The sequence below is a fragment of the Nocardioides caeni genome (assembly GCF_004912195.1).
GTDB classification, from domain to species: Bacteria; Actinomycetota; Actinomycetes; order Propionibacteriales; family Nocardioidaceae; genus Nocardioides; species Nocardioides caeni.
The window spans coordinates 83,582-100,420 of the sequence record NZ_STGW01000012.1 but is presented as its reverse complement, the minus strand read 5'-3'; the positions used below and the strand labels follow the sequence as shown (position 1 = coordinate 100,420).

Annotated in this window: 15 protein-coding genes; 4 read left to right on the top strand and 11 right to left on the bottom strand. The window is 71.6% G+C overall.

Features of this window, described 5'->3' with window-relative positions; genetic code table 11:
- The first annotated feature begins 27 nt into the window (after positions 1–27).
- A complete protein-coding gene (locus E9934_RS15615) occupies positions 28–2,595 on the top strand; it encodes a LuxR C-terminal-related transcriptional regulator (protein ID WP_136563818.1) in 2,568 nt (855 codons plus the stop codon).
- Here E9934_RS15615 and E9934_RS15610 read toward each other — a convergent pair.
- On the bottom strand, positions 2,543–3,946 hold the full coding sequence (locus tag E9934_RS15610) for an MFS transporter (protein ID WP_238694999.1): 1,404 nt from the start codon (positions 3,944–3,946) through the stop codon (positions 2,543–2,545). The genes E9934_RS15615 and E9934_RS15610 overlap by 53 nt on opposite strands.
- A 485-nt stretch (positions 3,947–4,431) precedes the next feature.
- On the opposite strand from E9934_RS15610, the gene E9934_RS15605 reads away from it, so the two are divergent.
- Positions 4,432–4,761, top strand: coding sequence for an antibiotic biosynthesis monooxygenase family protein (locus E9934_RS15605; RefSeq protein WP_136563817.1), 330 nt, complete (start codon positions 4,432–4,434; stop codon positions 4,759–4,761).
- Between the two features lie 185 nt (positions 4,762–4,946).
- Here the strand turns inward: E9934_RS15605 and E9934_RS15600 are convergent, their stop codons facing one another.
- From E9934_RS15600 to E9934_RS15555, 10 genes are all read right to left on the bottom strand, one after another.
- A complete protein-coding gene (locus tag E9934_RS15600; protein WP_158295026.1) occupies positions 4,947–6,215 on the bottom strand; it encodes an ABC transporter substrate-binding protein in 1,269 nt (422 codons plus the stop codon).
- Positions 6,216–6,276: 61 nt separating this feature from the next.
- Positions 6,277–7,398, bottom strand: coding sequence for a branched-chain amino acid ABC transporter permease (locus tag E9934_RS15595; RefSeq protein WP_238694998.1), 1,122 nt, complete (start codon positions 7,396–7,398; stop codon positions 6,277–6,279).
- A 62-nt stretch (positions 7,399–7,460) separates the two neighbouring features.
- Entirely contained in the window at positions 7,461–8,354 is an 894-nt protein-coding gene (locus E9934_RS15590; protein WP_136563814.1) for a branched-chain amino acid ABC transporter permease, read from the bottom strand.
- Positions 8,351–10,201, bottom strand: a complete 1,851-nt coding sequence (locus E9934_RS15585) for an AMP-dependent synthetase/ligase (protein WP_136563813.1) — start codon at positions 10,199–10,201, stop codon at positions 8,351–8,353. The genes E9934_RS15590 and E9934_RS15585 overlap by 4 nt, the downstream gene beginning before the upstream one ends.
- Entirely contained in the window at positions 10,198–11,049 is an 852-nt protein-coding gene (locus tag E9934_RS15580) for an ABC transporter ATP-binding protein (RefSeq protein WP_238694997.1), read from the bottom strand. Before E9934_RS15580 ends, E9934_RS15585 begins: the two co-directional genes overlap by 4 nt.
- Positions 11,046–11,834, bottom strand: coding sequence for an ABC transporter ATP-binding protein (locus E9934_RS15575; protein WP_136563812.1), 789 nt, complete (start codon positions 11,832–11,834; stop codon positions 11,046–11,048). Before E9934_RS15575 ends, E9934_RS15580 begins: the two co-directional genes overlap by 4 nt.
- A gap of 105 nt (positions 11,835–11,939) precedes the next feature.
- Positions 11,940–12,368 (bottom strand): SRPBCC family protein, encoded by a 429-nt coding sequence (locus E9934_RS15570; protein ID WP_136563811.1) that lies wholly within the window; start codon positions 12,366–12,368, stop codon positions 11,940–11,942.
- A 26-nt stretch (positions 12,369–12,394) separates the two neighbouring features.
- Positions 12,395–13,843 carry an adenylosuccinate lyase gene (gene purB, locus E9934_RS15565; protein WP_136563810.1) on the bottom strand — a complete coding sequence of 483 codons (1,449 nt, stop codon included), beginning with the start codon at positions 13,841–13,843 and terminating at the stop codon, positions 12,395–12,397.
- A 25-nt stretch (positions 13,844–13,868) separates the two neighbouring features.
- On the bottom strand, positions 13,869–15,167 hold the full coding sequence (purD, locus tag E9934_RS15560) for a phosphoribosylamine--glycine ligase (RefSeq protein ID WP_136563809.1): 1,299 nt from the start codon (positions 15,165–15,167) through the stop codon (positions 13,869–13,871).
- Positions 15,168–15,199: 32 nt separating this feature from the next.
- Complete coding sequence (locus E9934_RS15555; RefSeq protein ID WP_202977344.1) at positions 15,200–15,916, bottom strand: alpha/beta hydrolase; 717 nt, start codon at positions 15,914–15,916, stop codon at positions 15,200–15,202.
- On the opposite strand from E9934_RS15555, the gene E9934_RS15550 reads away from it, so the two are divergent.
- Complete coding sequence (locus tag E9934_RS15550) at positions 15,890–16,186, top strand: TetR family transcriptional regulator C-terminal domain-containing protein (RefSeq protein WP_162851560.1); 297 nt, start codon at positions 15,890–15,892, stop codon at positions 16,184–16,186. The two genes, E9934_RS15555 and E9934_RS15550, sit on opposite strands and share 27 nt — an antisense overlap.
- 339 nt (positions 16,187–16,525) lie before the next feature.
- Positions 16,526–16,825 (top strand): hypothetical protein, encoded by a 300-nt coding sequence (locus tag E9934_RS15545; RefSeq protein WP_136563806.1) that lies wholly within the window; start codon positions 16,526–16,528, stop codon positions 16,823–16,825.
- The last annotated feature ends 14 nt before the right edge of the window (positions 16,826–16,839 follow it).

The following is a 16,839-nucleotide window of genomic DNA, read 5'->3' as shown; positions in this document are numbered from 1 at the left end:
CGAGACCGGGTGACGGGGACGGCACCGGTGACGGGATCGACGCCGGTCCTCCTGCCCCGCCCCCGCCTGCTCGATCGTCTCGGCACGAACGAGTCCCGCGTCGTGGTGCTGTCCGCTCCCAGCGGCTCGGGCAAGACGAGCCTGGTCCGCTCATGGGTCGATCAGCAGGAGAGCCTGCAGGTCGTCTGGGTCACCCTCGACACCGACCACGTCGGCCGCACCAACCTGTGGCAGGCCGTCGTCACCAACGCCGGTCGCCTCGGCGTGCTGCCGACCGCCGACGCCGCGGATCTCGTCGCGGATCTGGAGCGGGCCACGGACCTGCCCGCCCTGGTGGCGACGGCGCTCGCGAGCCGACCGCGGCTGGTCCTCGTCCTCGACGCCTACGAGCGGCTCCGCGACGCCACCGCCGCCGTCGACGACGACGTGCAGCGGCTCGTCCGGGCCCACCCCGATCTCACGGTCGTGATCACGACCCGCACCACCACGGGCCTGGCCCATCCGGGCCGGACCCTGCGAGGGGATGTCGAGCTGCTGACCGCGACCGACCTGGCGTTCACCGAGGAGGAGACGGCTGCCCTCCTCGCGACCCACGGCGCGCCGGGCACCACCCGTCACGCGGCCGACCTGCACCGCGCGACCGGCGGGTTCCCTCTGGCGGTCCGGGCCGGGATGATCTCGCTGGCCCGCGCCTCCGACGGCGTCCCGGACTGGCCGTCGCTGGTCGCCGACGACCTGCGCGGCCAGCTCACGGACGCCGCGACCCGGGCCTTCGTGCTGGCGACCAGCGTGCCGCCGTACTTCGATGTGGAGCTGGCGATCGAGCTGACCGGGTCGCCGGAGGCGAAGGCCGTCATCGCCGAGCTCGAGTGGAACGGCCTGGGCCGCTGGATCCCGTTCGCGCCGGGCCGGCAGGTGTTCCAGTACGTCGAGTCGCTGCGTACGGCGATGCGCGCCGACGTCGAGCAGCTGCCGGCCGGCCGACGGGCCCGGCTCGCCCTGCAGACGGTCGGATGGCTGCACCGCAACGGCAACTTCGAGGCTGCCTTCGAGGTCGCCGTCGATGCCCGCCAGTACGACATCGCCGGCCGGGTCTATGCCGCACTCGTCGCCAGCAACCCGGACACGATCACGACCGGCCGCTTCGACCGCCAGCTGGCGAGCGTGCCACGCCGCGCGCTGACGCAGTACCCGGCCCTCGCCCTCGGCCGGGGCCTGGCCTGTCATCGCAACCCCGCGCTGCACGGCGCGGCCGTCGAGTTCTTCCGCATCCCCGCCGCGTGGACGACGCCACGCAGCCCCGACATGACGCCCGGGGAGATCCTGACCTGCCACACCGCCAAGGCGGCCAGCCTGCGGATCCTGGGCCGGTTCGACGAGGCCGGCCGCGCCGCCCACCAGGCGCTGGCCTACTTCGCGACGATCCCCGACGGCGAGCAGCTCCATGTCACCGACCTGGGCGCGACCACCTTGCGGCACCTGGCCTACTCCCTCTTCCAGGACGGCCAGATCGACGCCGCACGCGCGACGACGATGCAGGCGATCACGCTGAGCACCCACGCCGAGTCGCTCAACCACACCGCCGTCTACGCCGTCGGCTTCAACGCCCTGGACGGACGCACCGCCGAGGCGCGCGCCGCGCTCGACCACATCGACCCCGGCGCGTGGCGGCCGGGGCAGACCGAGACCTATCCCAATGCGCTCGGGCGGATCGGTCGCGCCGCTCTGCTGGTCGACGACTTCGACCTGGCTGCCTCGATCAGCGAGTACGACGGCTGCGCCTTCGCCACGGCCTCGGAGTTCTGGCCGTTCGTGACCTGGACGCTGATGCACGCCCACCTCGGGCTCGGCCAGGCCACGACGGAGGCACACCGTGTCGAGGCCGCACTGGCCCGTACCCCGGCGCCGCCGGGGATGGCCGACAGCCTCGGCTCGGCCGCGGTCCGCGGCACGCTGGCGATCCTCTGGCTCGCCGCTGGCAACCGGACCAAGGCCGGTCCCCTGCTGCGCCTGCGCACCCGCTATCCCGGCCAGCTGGCACCGGCCGTGCTGCTGTCACGGCTGCTGGCCGGCGAGGCGACGGAGGTGGTCGCGGCGCTGCCGGACGTGGAGACCCTCGCCGGCCACACGGGGCGCTCCACGGCGGCGGTCCTGGCTCTCGGCGCCGCCGCGGCGCTGCGGGTCGACCGACCGGACACGGCCATCGCCCTGCTCGACCGGATGGTGGCGCTCGTCGGCCCCGGCGGTGCGCGGCTGCACCTGATGTATCTGCCGGGCGAGGACCTGGCGGCGCTGCGGGCGCTGGCGGCCGATCGCAACAACACCGCGCTGATCGACTACCTGGCGGCGCCCGTGCCGCACGTCGTGACCGCGGTCGCTGCGCCGCCGGCGTTGACCGCTCAGGAGCGCACCGTCATCGCGGCCTTCGCGCGACACCCCACGCGGGCCGCCACCGCCGCGGCACTCCACATCTCGGAGAACACCGTGAAGACGCACCTGCGCCGCATCTACCGCAAGCTCGGCGTCAACTCCCGCGACGCCGTCATCCAGAAGGCGATCGAGCTGGATCTGCTGGGACCGCCACGCGCGCCGTGACCAGCAGCACGACGGCGGCAGCGGCTGCGGCGACCGAGCAGATCGTCCACACGGCGAAGTACCCCTCCAGGCTGCCCGCGCTCGCGCGGTCGCTGCCGGTCGCGGCGAGGCACAGCGCGAAGACGGAGGACGCGAGTCCACCGCCGATCGCCTTCGTCGCGTTCGTCAGGCCGGCGGCGGCTCCGATCCGCTCGACCGGTGCGACCGACGCCGCGGCGGCCGGGACGGCGGCGACGAGGCCACCGGTACCGAGACCGATGAGCGCCATCACCCCCCAGGCCGCCCCGGGACTGCCGTGCAGGGGCAGCCACAGTGCATAACCTGCCGCCGTCGCCAGGCACCCGGCGACCATCGCGCGGCGCGCGCCCAGGATCCGGCTCAGTGGGGCGAGGGTGAGCGCGCCGATCGCCAGGCACGCGACGTAGAGGGCGGTCCGCCCCGACCCGGCGGCGGCGCTCAGCCCGAAGCCGAAGCCGTGGACGTCAGGGTCGCTGCGGAAGTAGGTCTGCAAGGGCACCTGGGCGCCCAGCAGCGACATCCCGATGAGGAAGGACGTGGCCTGGATGCTCCACTGCGCGGGCTGCGCCAGCAGGCGTACGTCGACCATGGGGTCGGGGTGGGCCGCCTCGTGCCGCCACCAGGGCACGAGCAGCACCAGTCCGGCGAGGACCATCAGCCAGGCCGGGGCGGAGCCGGCGCCGAGGAGGCGGACGAGGACGAGGCCGCCGAGGACCGACAGGACCGCGAGCGCCATCAGGGCGAGGCCGGCCCAGTCGAAGCCGACCCGGCCCTCCGTGCGCACGGGCGGCACCTCGTCGAGCAGCGCGAGCAGCGGGAGGCACAGGGTGACGATGACGGCGGGCACGACGAGCAGCGTCGTCATCGAGAGACGGTCGGCGAGCTGGCCGGCAGCGACCGCCGCCGCGATCACCGAGAGCTCGAGGGTGGCGACCAGGATCGCCGCGCCGCGGCGCGTCAGCCGGCCCTGGTCCGGATGTCCCTCGGCCCGGCGGTGGACGATCGCGATCTCCAGCGGCAGCCAGACGATGTAGACGCCCTGCAGGGTCCAGGCCAGCAGCAGCAGCGGGTAGGCCGGCGCGAGGGCGATGCCCCAGGTGGCCGCCGCGGCCACCGCGGTGGCGGCGAGCAGGACCCGGCGGTGGCCGACGAGGTCGCCGAGGCGCGCCAACGGCGGCACGACCAGGGCCGAGAACACGAGCTGGCAGGCGTCGAGCCAGTTGAGGTCGGCGTACCGGACGTCGTGGACATGCGCGATGTCGACCATCACGGGGCCGTAGTAGCCCTGGATCACGCCGCTGGCGACCTCGACCGCAGCCAGCACGGCGATCACGGTCAGGAGCGGGTGACCCGGCGGGCGACATCCACGACCAGGCATTGTCACGTCCGCGATTGTGAGGGTTCGCTGGTTCCGGCGGGGCGTGGGGTCCGGCCCTCGGAACGAAGGTGCTCCCCTTGACTTCCTCGTCTCGGCGCGCGGCCGCCTGCACGGCCGCGCTCATGGTGATCAGTGGTGCGACCGTGGTCGGCGGTGGCGGGCGACCCCGGCGCAGGCGGCCCCGGGCCCGACGGTGTCGCGTGGGGCGACACCGTCGTCGGGCTTCGTCGTCGCGGAGGTCGGCACGGGGCTCGATGTCCAGCCGCGGAACCTGGTGGTGACCGCGACGCCGATCTCCTGACCCGGAGTCGCCTCCGGCGACAACGGCCCCGAACCCCGGTCCGGGCAGACCACGATCCCCCCTCAGGTCTGCCCGGACCGGTCCGGCATCCAGGGCAAGCAGCCCCGGCACTCGAGCGCCGGACTGGCAGACTCACCCCATGCCCGTCGTGAAGATCAACGCCATCCACGTCCCCCCGCAGGCCGGACCGGAGCTGGAGAAGCGGTTCGCCGCTCGCGCCGGCGCCGTCGAGAACGCGGCCGGCTTCCTGGGCTTCCAGCTGCTCCGCCCGACGGCCGGCGACGAGCGCTACTTCGTCGTCACCCAGTGGGCCGACGAGGAGTCCTTCGCCGCCTGGCGCGACGGCGACGCCCGCGCCGCCCACGCCGACAAGCCCGGCGAGGCCCCGAAGAAGCCCGTCGCGACCGGCGCCGACCTGCTCGAGTTCGAGGTGGTCCTCGACGTCAGGCCGCCGTCGGTCGTCGAGTAGCCGCCGAGGAACGAGGCGGCGTATCGAGACGCAACAGCCCGCCACCCATCGGGTGGCGGGCCGCCGCTGTCTCAGCTGACCGGATCTCGATACGCGCGTCACGGCTTCGCAGGCTCAGCCGTGGCGCTACTCGATCTGACCGGCGGTACGGCGTGGCGCGAGCGAGCTCGCGCCACGCCGGCCGGTCACTTCATCTCGTAGCAGGGCTCCGTGAACTCGTAGCCCTCGGCCGTCGGGCCGACGAACGGCTCGACCGCGACCGAGATCTTGCCGGAGGCGTCCGGGTCGACCTTGTTGAGCTGGGTCACGCGGACGGCCTGTTCGTTCGGCTCCCCGGCGTAGTTGCCGGTGCCCTCCGGCAGGGTGCCCTGCGAGTCGACGCTGGTGAGCTCCTGCGCGGCGTTGTAGACGTCCTCACGGGTGGGGCCGTCGTCACCGGCCTCCTCGATGGCCTTCTCGAGGATCGCCTTCATGACGTAGCCACTGGCGTAGCCGATGGCGAACCAGTCGTTGGGCGCCTGGTCACCGGCTGCTGCGCGCATCGCCTCGAAGCCGGGGACGTCGGCGTCCCAGGTCGGGAACGACGTCGCCTGCATGTAGGCGGAGGTGATCAGGTCCTTGACCGGGGAGTCGTCGGCCACGAGGGCGATGTTCCAGGTCGGGATCGATCCGATCACCTGGCCCTGCCAGCCCTGCTGGAAGGCGCCACCCATCACGGCACCGAGCTCCTGCGGGGAGGCGGCGACGATCAGCACGTCGGGGTCGGCCTGGACGACCGCGCGGACGGCGGCGGCCTGGTCGTCACCGGCTGCGACCGGGCCGGTCTCGATGTCGGTGAACTCCACGTCGTTGGCCTCGGCGGCGATCCGGGCGCCGACCATGGCGTCGTCGCCGTAGTCACCCGGCAGGTGCACGACGGCGATGGACTTGGCGCCCTGCTCGACGGCGTAGTCGACGGCGTTCATGGCCTCGGCGCAGTAGCTGGTGCCGACCTGGATCGCGGCCTCGTCCCAGATCCAGTTGGAGCCGAGGGAGGCCGGCCCGACGATGATCTTGTCCGCGGTCGCGTCCTCAAGGATCGCATTGGTGTGAGCGGTACCGAGGGACTGGCCGATCGCCAGGACCTCGTCCTTGATCTCGTTGAACAGCTCTGCGTGCACGGCTGGGTCGTAGCCGCTGTCCTTGACGTGCTTGGTGACGTCGACCTTCCAGCCGTCGATGCCGCCCGCGTCGTTGACGTCCTCCCAGAACGCCGCCTGGCCGGCGGTGAACGGCTCGCCGACACCGGCGAACGGACCGGTCAGGTCGGTGATGGTGCCCAGGGAGATGGTGCCGCCCTCACCGTCCTTGCTGACGCCTTCGCCGCCTTCGTCCTCGCGGCCGCAGCCGGCCAGGGCCAGGCTCGCGACCAGCACCCCGGCGATCGCGCCGACCCTTGCGTTCCTAGTGATCACAGTTCCTCCGGTGGTTGTGGTGGTGCCATCTCCCTCTGGGGTCAGCGGGAGCGTCTGGGAGTCAGTACGAGAAGGGGAAGCTCTTCCAGTAGGTGCGGACCCGGTGCCAGATACCGAACAGCCCGCGCGGTTCGAAGAGCAGGAAGACGACGATCAGGACGCCGTACATGACCTCCTGGAACTCGAACACGTTGGGGTGCTCGCTCGGCGAGCCGGACAGGAACGGCACGAAAGCCGGCAGCTCACCCGCGATCCGCGGCAGCAGCGCGATCAGCATCGCCCCCATGATCGTGCCGCTGATCGTCGCGACGCCCCCGATGAGGACGATGGCGATGAACTGCACCGACATGAGCAGGCCGAAGCGCTCCGGGGTGAAGCTCCCGATGCTGGCGTAGAGGAGTGCGCCGCAGATACCGGCGTAGAAGGAGGACAAGGTGAAGGCGATGACCTTGTAGCGCGTGAGGTCGACGCCCATCACGCCGGCGGCGACGTCCCGGTCGCGGATCGCCTGCAGCGCCCGGCCGATCCGCGATCGGGCGACGTTGCGCGCCAGCACCGCCATGACGATCAACAGGCCGAGTCCGAACCAGTAGAGCTTCTGCTCCTCGGTCCACGCGCCGTCCTCGGTGAGGTTCATCCCGAAGAGGGTCGGCTCGGCCGCGCGGCGGCTCTGCTCGGCGCCCCCGGAGATCTCACGGAACTCCCGGAAGAGGTACTGGCCGATGAAGACGAGGCCGAGGGTGACGACCGCGAGGTACAGGCCCCGCAACCGGGTCGCGACCGGGGCGATCAGCGCGCCGCAGAGCGCGGCGGCGAGACCGGCGCCCAGCAGCCAGACCGGCATGAGCTCGATCCCGTAGCCGAGCCGGCGGTCGTCCGGATCGCCTGAGATGACGGCAGCCGTGTAGGCGCCGATGCCGACGAAGAAGGCGTGTCCGAGCGACACCTGACCGGCGTAGCCGGTGACGAGGTTGAGGCCGATCGCGCCGATCGCGAGGATCAGGCCTGCGTAGAGGATGGCCAGCAGATCGTCAGCGACCGTCAGCGGCAGGACGGCGGCCAGCGCGATGATCGCGATGGTGCCGGCCTTCTTGGACCGCGTGTTGAGGAGCGCCATCTCCTGGCGGTAGTCGGTGTAGAGCTCGGGGCGACCCCACCGGGTGCCCTTCATCAGGGTGGTCATCCGGGGTCCCCGCGAACCTTGTTCGGGGGTGCGCAGCGGAGGAGAAGAAGTTCGTGGGGTGGTCATACGCGTTCGACCTCCTTCGTGCCGAACAGGCCATGGGGTCTGACGAGCAGCACCACGAGCATCACGAGGTAGGGGGTGATCTCGCGGAGGTTGGTGTCGAGGAAGGGGAACCAGTCGCGGTGGTAGACGGCGACGAGCTGCTGCAGCACCCCGATGATCAGGCCGCCCAGCACCGCTCCGCCCAGGGAGTCGAGCCCGCCCAGGATGATCACCGGCAGCGCCGCCAGCGCGACGAGCCACAGGTTGCGGTCCATCGAGCCGCCGGTGTTGGTCGCAGCGAAGACGCCGGCGACCGTCGCCAGGGCACCCGCGAGCGCCCACGAGATCGCGAAGACGCTCCCGACGCTCACGCCCTGCGCCATGGCGGCCTCCTGGTCGAGCGCGGAGGCACGCATGGCCAGACCGATCGGCGTCCAACGGAAGAAGGCGAGCAGTGCCAGCACGAGGAGGGTCGTGACCACGACCGCCGCCACGTGACGCTGATAGATCGTCACGCCTGCGAGGTCGAAGGTCTGGTTGCCCCACGGATCGCCGATCTGCCGCGGATCCCGTCCGACGAAGGCGCCGCCGATCGTGCGCACGATGACGTCGATGCCGATCGTGATGATGGCGATGACGAAGACCGGCTTGCCGACCATCGGTCGGATCGCGAGCCGCTCCACCACCAGGCCCACCGCGGCGATGCCGATGGCCGCGACCACGACGCCGAGGAAGAAGCCGATCTGGGGCGTCAGGTAGGTGACCAGCAGAGCACCGGCGAACATGAAGGCGGGCTGGGCGAAGCTGATCACCTGCATCGACTTGTAGATGATGACGAAACCCAGCGCCAGCAGGGTGTAGACGGCGCCGAGGCCCACCCCGCCGGACACCGCTCCGAGGAACTCGGTCATGCCGCACCTCCGGTCGATCCAGCCGCCGCGCCGGCGTACATCTCCTCGACGAGGTCGTGGAACATCGCGTCGATCGCGGAGCGCTTGACCTTCTGGGTCGCGGTCAGCTCGCCGTCCTCGTGGTCGAGCTCCTTGGGCAGCAGCTGGAACCGCTTGATCTGCTCGACCGGGTTGTGGCGGGTGTTGACCTCGTCGACGACGGACTGCACGAGCGCGCGGACCTCCGGCTTCTCGCTGAGGTCGCGGTAGGTGGTGAAGGCGAGGTTCTGCTTCTGCGCCCAGGCACCGACCGTGTCGAGCTCGATCCCGATGAGCGCGGTGAGGTACTTGCGGCCGTCGCCGATGACGATCGCCTCCTTGACGAACGGCGAGGCCTTGAGCCCGTTCTCGATCTCCGACGGCGCGACGTTCTTGCCGCCGGCGGTGATGATGATGTCCTTCATCCGGTCGGTGATCCGCAGGTGCGTGCCGTCGACCCACTCCCCCACGTCGCCCGTCCGGAGCCAGCCGTCGGGGGTCATGGTGTTGGCCGTCGCCTCCGGGTCCTGCCAGTAGCCGGCGAACACGGCGGGGTGCCGGGTGAGGATCTCGTTGGTCTGGTCGTCGAGTCGGACCTCGATCCCCTCGTGCGTCTCCCCGACCGTGCCGAGCTTGACCCGGCCGGGCCGGTTGGCGGTGGCGATCGCGGTGTTCTCCGTCATCCCGTAGAGCTCGTGCATCGGCACGCCGATGCCCATGAAGAACTGCAGCACCTCGGGGGCGATGGGGGCCGCGCCGCTGCTGGCGTGGCGGACCCGGCGCAGCCCGAGCCGGTCGCGCAGCGCGCGGTAGAAGAAGACCCACCCCACGGCATAGACGAGACGGGTGCCGAGGGTGTGCCGGCCGCCGTTGGCCGCGAGGGTCTGGCCCATCCGGTCGGCCCGGGCCAGCCAGAAGCGGGCGTGACGGCGCTTGAACCAGGTCGCGGAGTCCAGCTTGATCCGCGCCGAGGCGAGCAGCTTCTCCCAGATCCGCGGCACCGCGAAGAGCAGCGTCGGCTGCACCTCGCGGAGGTTCTGCGGCACGGTCTCGATCGACTCGGCGAAGTTGACCTGGGTGCCGGCCCCGGCGTTGTACCAGGTCGTCAGGACCCGCTCGGCGACGTGGCACAGCGGGAGGTAGGACAGCGTGAGGTCCTTCGGCCCCGGCGCCGGGTCGGTGAACGGGCTCTTCTCCAGGACCGTGGAGAGGGCGAACTCCGCGTTGCGGTGGGTGAGCATCGCGCCCTTCGGCGGGCCGGTCGTGCCGGACGTGTAGACGAGGGTGATCACGTCGTCGAGCTCGGCCGCCTCCAGCAGCGCCTCCACCGCTCCCGGATGGGCAGCGCGGTGCTCGCGGCCCAGCTCGACCAGTCGGTCCCACGGCAGCAGCCGCGGGTCGTCGTAGGTCCGCAGGCCGCGGGTCTCGACGTGGATGATCGTCCGCAGCGTCGGTGCATCGGCGACGTCGGGGACCTTGTCGACCTGCTCCTGGTCCTCGGCGAGGTGGACGCAGGCACCGCTGTGGGTCAGCAGGTAGTCGGTCTCGGCCGACGGGTTGGTCGGATAGAGCCCGACTGTCGTGCCCCGGATCGCCACGGTCGCCATGTCGAGGATCAGCCACTCGGGCCGGTTCTCCGACTGGATCGCGACCCGGTCGCCCGGCTGGACGCCCAGCGAGAGCAGGGCGTGCGCGACGTCGACGACCGAGTCCCAGTACGACGCCCAGGTGATCTCGTGCCAGACCCCGAGCCGCTTCTCCCGCATCGCCACGCCCCGCGGCGTCGCGGCCGCACGGTCGCGGATCCGGGTCACCAACGTGCGCGTCATGCTGACGCCCCCTCGTCCTCGGCCGCGATCGCGGCCTCCACCCCTGCCTCGACCGCTGCCTCGACGTCCGGATCCCCGCCGAGGTAGGCGCGGATCACGTCGGGGTTGCGCTGCACCTCGGCGGGAGTCCCGATCGCGACGGGCGTGCCGAAGTCGACGACCATGACGCGGTCGGCGATGTCCATCACGAGACCCATGTCGTGCTCGACCATGATCATCGGGATCCGCAGCTCGTCGCGGATGTCGAGGATGTAGCGGGCCATGTCCTCGGTCTCCTCGAGGTTCATGCCGGCGACCGGCTCGTCCAGCAGGAGCAGCCGCGGCTCCATGGCCAGCGCGCGGCCGAGCTCGACGCGCTTCTGCACGCCGTAGGGCAGCAGACCGACCGGCATCTTGCGCCACTGCTCCAGCTCGAGGAACTCGACGATCTCCTCGACGCGGCGGCGGTGCTCGACCTCCTGGCCGCGGGCGCGGCCCACCCAGAGCAGGGCCGCGAGCGTGCCGTAGCGCAGGTGCTGGTGACGGCCGAGCATCAGGTTGTCGACCACCGTCAGGTTGGCGAACAGCTCGATGTTCTGGAAGGTGCGGGCGACGCCGAGCCGCGCGATCGCGGGCGGACGCATGCCGAGGAGGTCGCGGCCCTCCAGCACCACGCGACCCTGCTGCGGGCGATAGACGCCGGAGAGGACGTTGAAGATGCTCGTCTTGCCGGCGCCGTTGGGCCCGATCACCGCGAACAGCTCGTCCTCGTTGACGGTGAAGCTGACGCCGTTGACGGCCTTGACCGCGCCGAACGAGAGGTGCACGTCCTCGAAGGCCAGGACGGGAGAGCCGGATGCCTCGCTCACGATGCCCACCTCTTCCGACGGCGGTAGTGCTTGACCGACCGGAACGACTTGGCCGCGTCCCCCTCGGCGCCGAGACCGAGGTAGAACTCGCGGACGTCGGCGTCGTTGCGCAGCTCCGCGGCGGGACGGTCCATCACGACCCGGCCGTTCTCGACGACGTAGCCGTGATCGGCGATCGCCAGTGCCATGGTGGCGTTCTGCTCGACGAGCAGGATGCCCGTGCCCTGGCGGTTGATCTCGACGACGATGTCGCGGATCTGCTCGACGATCTTGGGTGCCAGTCCGAGTGACGGCTCGTCGAGCAGCAGGTAGCGCGGGTCGGACATCAGCGCCCGGCCGATCGCCAGCATCTGCTGCTCGCCACCGGACAGCAGCCCGGCCTGGCCGTCGCGCCGGTCCTTGAGGACCGGGAACAGCTCATAGACGCGGTCCAGGTTGGCGGCGAGGTTCTTGCGATTGGCGTGGGCGCCGACCCGCAGGTTCTCCTCGGCCGACAGCTCCTTGAACACGCGCCGCCCTTCCAGCACGTGCTTGATGCCGCGCCGCGCGAAGGCGGATGCCTTCAGCTGGCCGATCGAGGCACCGTCGAGCGTCACCACGCCCTTGCGGATCTCACCGTTGTGGATGTCGAGCAGGCCCGACAGCGCCCGCAGCAACGTCGACTTCCCTCCACCGTTGGCGCCGAGGAGCGCGACGATCTTGCCGTCGGGCACCTCCAGACTCACGCCACGCAGCGCGAGCACGACGTCGTCGTACACCACCTCGAGGTTCTGGACCGCGAGCAAATCCCCACCCCTCCCGACGTGACTGGCGTCACAGAGTGGGCGACAACGTAGCGACCTATCCGAACGAGCGCACGGTTACCGACGAGTACGTCCGAAAAACGTGTCCTACTCGTGACCCGCGGTCCGCATGAGCTCGCCGGCGCGACGCAGATCGGATCGCACCGCGACGACGGCCAGGCGTCCCAGCAGAGCACCCACACCCCAGCCCGCCACCGTGAAGGTGGCCACCACCCTCGTCCCCCGCGGTTCCGGCCCGAAGGCCAGGTCCAGCGTGGCGGAGAAGCCGGCGAGCTCACCGACCTCGGCCCACCGACGACCGGGCTCGGACACGACCGTGCGCAGGCGGGGCCGGACGCCGGGCACTGCCGTCACGTCGGTCCAGGTGACGCCGACGGCCGTCGGGTCGCCGTCAGGTACGACGACCTCGGCGACCGCGCGCAGGCTCGACTGCCAGGCCGGGCGGTTGCGCGGATCTGCCAGGTAGGCGAAGGCAGCGGCCGGCGGCACGGGGAGGACGACCTCGACGACCGGCATCAGGCTCCCTGCCGGACCAGCGCCGATCAGAGGATGGCGCCGGGCCGGTAGGTCGCGGCGTCCGGATGCGCCGCGACGACCTCGGCCACCCGCCGGCACACCTCCTGCGTCTGCGCCACGGCCGCGCCGGTGAAGGCGATCGGCTCGGCCACCAGGGACTGCAGCTGCTCGGCGGTGAGGCCGAGCCGCTCGTCCGCGGCCAGCTTGGCGAAGACGTCGTTCTCGACCTGCCCCTGCCGCACGGCCAGCGCGGTGCCGACCGCGGCCTCCTTGATCGCCTCGTGCGCGGCCTCCCGCCCGACACCGTTGCGGACAGCGGCCATGAGCACCTTGGTGGTCGCGAGATAGGGCAGGTAGCGGTCGAGCTCACGCTGGATCACCGCGGGGAAGGCGCCGAACTCGTCGAGCACGGTGAGGAAGGTCTGGAACAGCCCGTCGACGGCGAAGAAGGCGTCGGGCAGTGCCACTCGTCGGACGACGGAGCAGGAGACGTCGCCCTCGTTCCACTGGTCGCCGGCGAGCTCCCCGATCATGGACAGGTAGCCGCGCGTGACGACGGCGAGGCCGTTGACCCGCTCACAGGAGCGGGTGTTCATCTTGTGGGGCATCGCGGAGGAGCCGACCTGTCCCTCCTTGAACCCCTCGGTCACGATCTCGTTGCCGGCCATCAGCCGGATCGTGGTGGCGAGGTTGGAGGGCGCCGCGGTCAGCTGCACCAGCGCGGACAGGACGTCGAAGTCGAGGGAGCGCGGATAGACCTGGCCGACACTGGTGAGCACGCGGTCGAAGCCGAGGTGGCGGGCGACGCGCTGCTCGAGGTCCGCCAACTTGTCGGCGTCGCCGCCGAGCAGGTCGAGCATGTCCTGCGCGGTGCCCATCGGGCCCTTGATGCCGCGCAGCGGGTAGCGACCGAGCACGTCCTCGATGCGCTCGAGCGAGATCATCAGCTCGTCGGCGGCTGTCGCGAAGCGCTTGCCGAGGGTGGTCGCCTGCGCGGCGACGTTGTGCGAGCGGCCGGCCATGACGGTCAGCTCGTGCTCGGCGGCGAGGTGGGCCAGCCGGGCCAGGGTGGCGACGCCGCGGTCGCGCAGCAGCGCGAGGGACTGCTTGACCTGGAGCTGCTCGACGTTCTCAGTGAGGTCGCGGCTCGTCATGCCCTTGTGGATGTGCTCGTGGCCGGCGAGCGCCGCGAACTCCTCGATGCGCGCCTTCACGTCGTGGCGCGTGATCCGCTCCCTGGCGGCGATGCTCGCCAGGTCGACGCCCTGCTCACCCTGGTCGGCAACCTTCTCGTAGGCCTCGATGACCCCGTCGGGCACGTCGATCCCGAGGTCCTTCTGGGCCTTCAGCACGGCGATCCAGAGCTGCCGCTCGAGGACGATCTTGTGCTCCGGAGACCAGATGGCGGCGAGGTCGGCGGCGGCGTAGCGGGTCGCGAGGACGTTGGGAACGGTCACGGGGGTCGATTCTCCCATGCCCGCGTCGTGCGGAGCAGCGGGCTCAGCCCTCGACGATCGAGGCTCCCTCGACCACGCCCAGCGGCTCGGCGGCGATGTCGGAGCGCCGCTGCAGGCCGTCGAAGGAGATCAGGTCCGCGGCGGCATAGGCCCGGGCGCGCGCGTCGGCGACGTCGTAGCCGACGGCACGGACGGCGAGGACGCGGCCGCCGGCGGTGACGAGGTGGCGATGGCCGGGGTCGCCGGGCTCGGGCGCATCGACGAGTGCGGTGCCGGCGTGGATGACGTCGACGTCGGCGACGCCGTTGGCCGCGCCGACGCCGGTGATGACGTCGTCCTTCGAGGACGACTCGGGATAGCCGGCGGAGGCGAGGACGACGGTCACGGAGGCGGCGTCACGGAAGCGGGGGGCCTCCACCTCGGCGATCCGTCCCTGCGCGGCAGCGAGGAGCAGCTCGCCGAGCGGAGACTCGAGCAGGGCGAGCACCGGCTGGATGTCCGGGTCGCCGAAGCGGCAGTTGAACTCGATGACCCGCGGACCGGCCGCGGTCAGCGCGAGACCGACGTAGAGACAACCGACGAACGGTGCGCCGCGGCGGCCCATCTCGTCGAGGGTGGGCTGCACGACCTGCTCCATGACCACGGACGCGAGGTCGGCGGGCGCCCACGGCAGCGGCGAGTAGGAGCCCATGCCGCCGGTGTTGGGACCGCGGCCGCCGTCGAAGATCCGCTTGAAGTCCTGGGCGGGCTGCAGCGGATGGGCCGTCGTCCCGTCGCAGACGGCGAAGAGCGAGACCTCGGGCCCGTCGAGGAACTCCTCGATCACGACCCGGTCGCAGGCGGCGGCGTGGGCCAGCGCCTCGTCCCGGTCGTTGGTCACCACGACGCCCTTGCCGGCGGCGAGCGCGTCGTCCTTCACGACGTACGGCGCCCCGAACTCGTCGAGCGCGGCGGCGACCTCGTCAGCGTTGGTGCAGGTGCGGGACCCGGCGGTCGGCACGCCCGCCGCCGCCATGACCTCCTTCGAGAAGGCCTTCGAGCCCTCGAGCAGCGCGGCCGGCTTCGAGGGACCGAAGACCGCGATGCCCTGCTCCCGCACAGCGTCCGCGACGCCTGCGACGAGCGGCGCCTCCGGCCCGACCACGACGAGGTCGGCCTCGAGTCGCGCCGCGAGGTCGGCGACCGCGGCCCCGTCCATCGCGTCGACGTCGTGCAGCGTCGCGAACGCACCGATGCCGGGGTTGCCCGGCGCGGCGTGCACCTCGCTGACCGAGGGGTCGCGGGAGAGTGCCAGGGCGAGCGCGTGCTCGCGTCCACCGGTGCCGATCACGAGGGTCTTCACGGGGGTCGATCCTATTCCGGGCGGCTGGGACCTCAGGCGCCGAGTCCGTTGCGGGACAGGAAGTCCAGTGCGGCGTCGGCGACCTCGCGCCAGTGGCTGTCGATGACCAGCGAGTGGCCGACCCCGGCGATCTCGACGATCTCGGTGGCGTGGTGCTGGTTCTTCCGCTGCTTCTTGAACGCGGCGTTGGCCATCGCGAACGGCACGATGTTGTCGTTCTCGCCGGTCACGACCAGGAGTGGGCCGCGGTCGGCGCCCTTCTTCGCCGCCTTCGTCCTCGCCCACGGGTTGAAGTTCGCGGTCGCTGCCTGGAACAGCGGGCGGCCCGGCGCCGGCGTGTGGAAGGTGCTGTAGAGCTCGCGGGCCTCCTCCTCGGAGACCGCGTTGGCGAAGCCAAAGCGGAACTCGTCGAAGGTCAGGGTGACCGTGCGGCCGTAGTTCAGGGGGTTGCCCAGGACGGGGAAGGCGCCCTTGAGCGAGGAGTAGGGCAGCGGCAGCACGCCCTGGCTCGGCGCCGGGTCGATGGCGACGGTGCCGGCGGCGAGACCGCGGCCCGCGATGATCTGGACGAGCAGACCGCCGAAGGAGTGGCCGATCACGATCGGCTTGCGGTCCAGGAGCTCGATGACCTCCTGCACGTGGTCGGCGACGTCGCGCACCGAGGTGCCGGCGAGCGAGGCCGCGTTGGCGTGGGCGGCAGCGACGTCCGTCTCGTCGGCGGGGTGGCCGAGGACGCCACTCGCCTGCACACCCGCGGCTGCCCGTTCATCAACGCGAGCGCCGAGTTCCCCGACGCCGACGGTCCCGTGCGCGCCGTCGTACGGCGCCACCGGGACTGGTTCCGCGAGACGCTCACCGCCCTGGCGACCGCGGCGGGCTCCCCCGATCCGGGCGCGACCGCTGCCGGCCTGGTGCTGCTGCGGGACGCGATGCTCGTCGGCAGCTACCTCGACGGCGGTGACGTCGCCGCCAGCTTCCGTGCGACCGCACGGACCGTCGCTGGCCTGTCGGCTCAGTGAGCAGGTCCGAGGGATCGCGCGTGGCCACTCGGGCCCCGCGGACCGTCCTGTTGCTCGCGCTCTCCGCGCTGGCGGGTGTGGGCAGCGTCGAGGTGGAGCAACGCAACGGACTCGACGTCGGGGTGCACAACGACTTCACCGTCACGATGCGAGCCGACGCGACGGCGGAGGAGATCGCCGGGGTGATCGAGCGCAGCGGCTCGACCGCGGACGACGCCGGGCTCACCCCCTGGCAGGTCCGCGTCGAGATTGCCGACGGGCTCACGGTCGAGCAGGGCGACTCCACCACGCTTCCGGACGACGACCCGAGTCCCCAGGAGATCGGCGGGCTGCTCGTCAGTGCCCGCGACGGCGCACCTCGAGATCACCCTGGCGGGGCACGCCGAGAGCGACGCGCCGAGCTCGTCGTTCACCCATGCCACCCACGGACCCGACTGGTGGCCCGTCGTCGCGGCCGCGGTCGACGCCACCCGCTCCGCCGAGCCGCTCGACCTCGAGGTGCTCCGCTCGTCCTACAGCAGGGATGAGGGGCGGTTGACGACCGTGCTGCTGCGCGTGGACGACGCCGGCATCTCCGCGGACGAGCCGGGGCTCGGGTGGGACGACGCGGCACGACGGCGGCTGCCCGCACCCGGCTGACATCCGGCAGACTG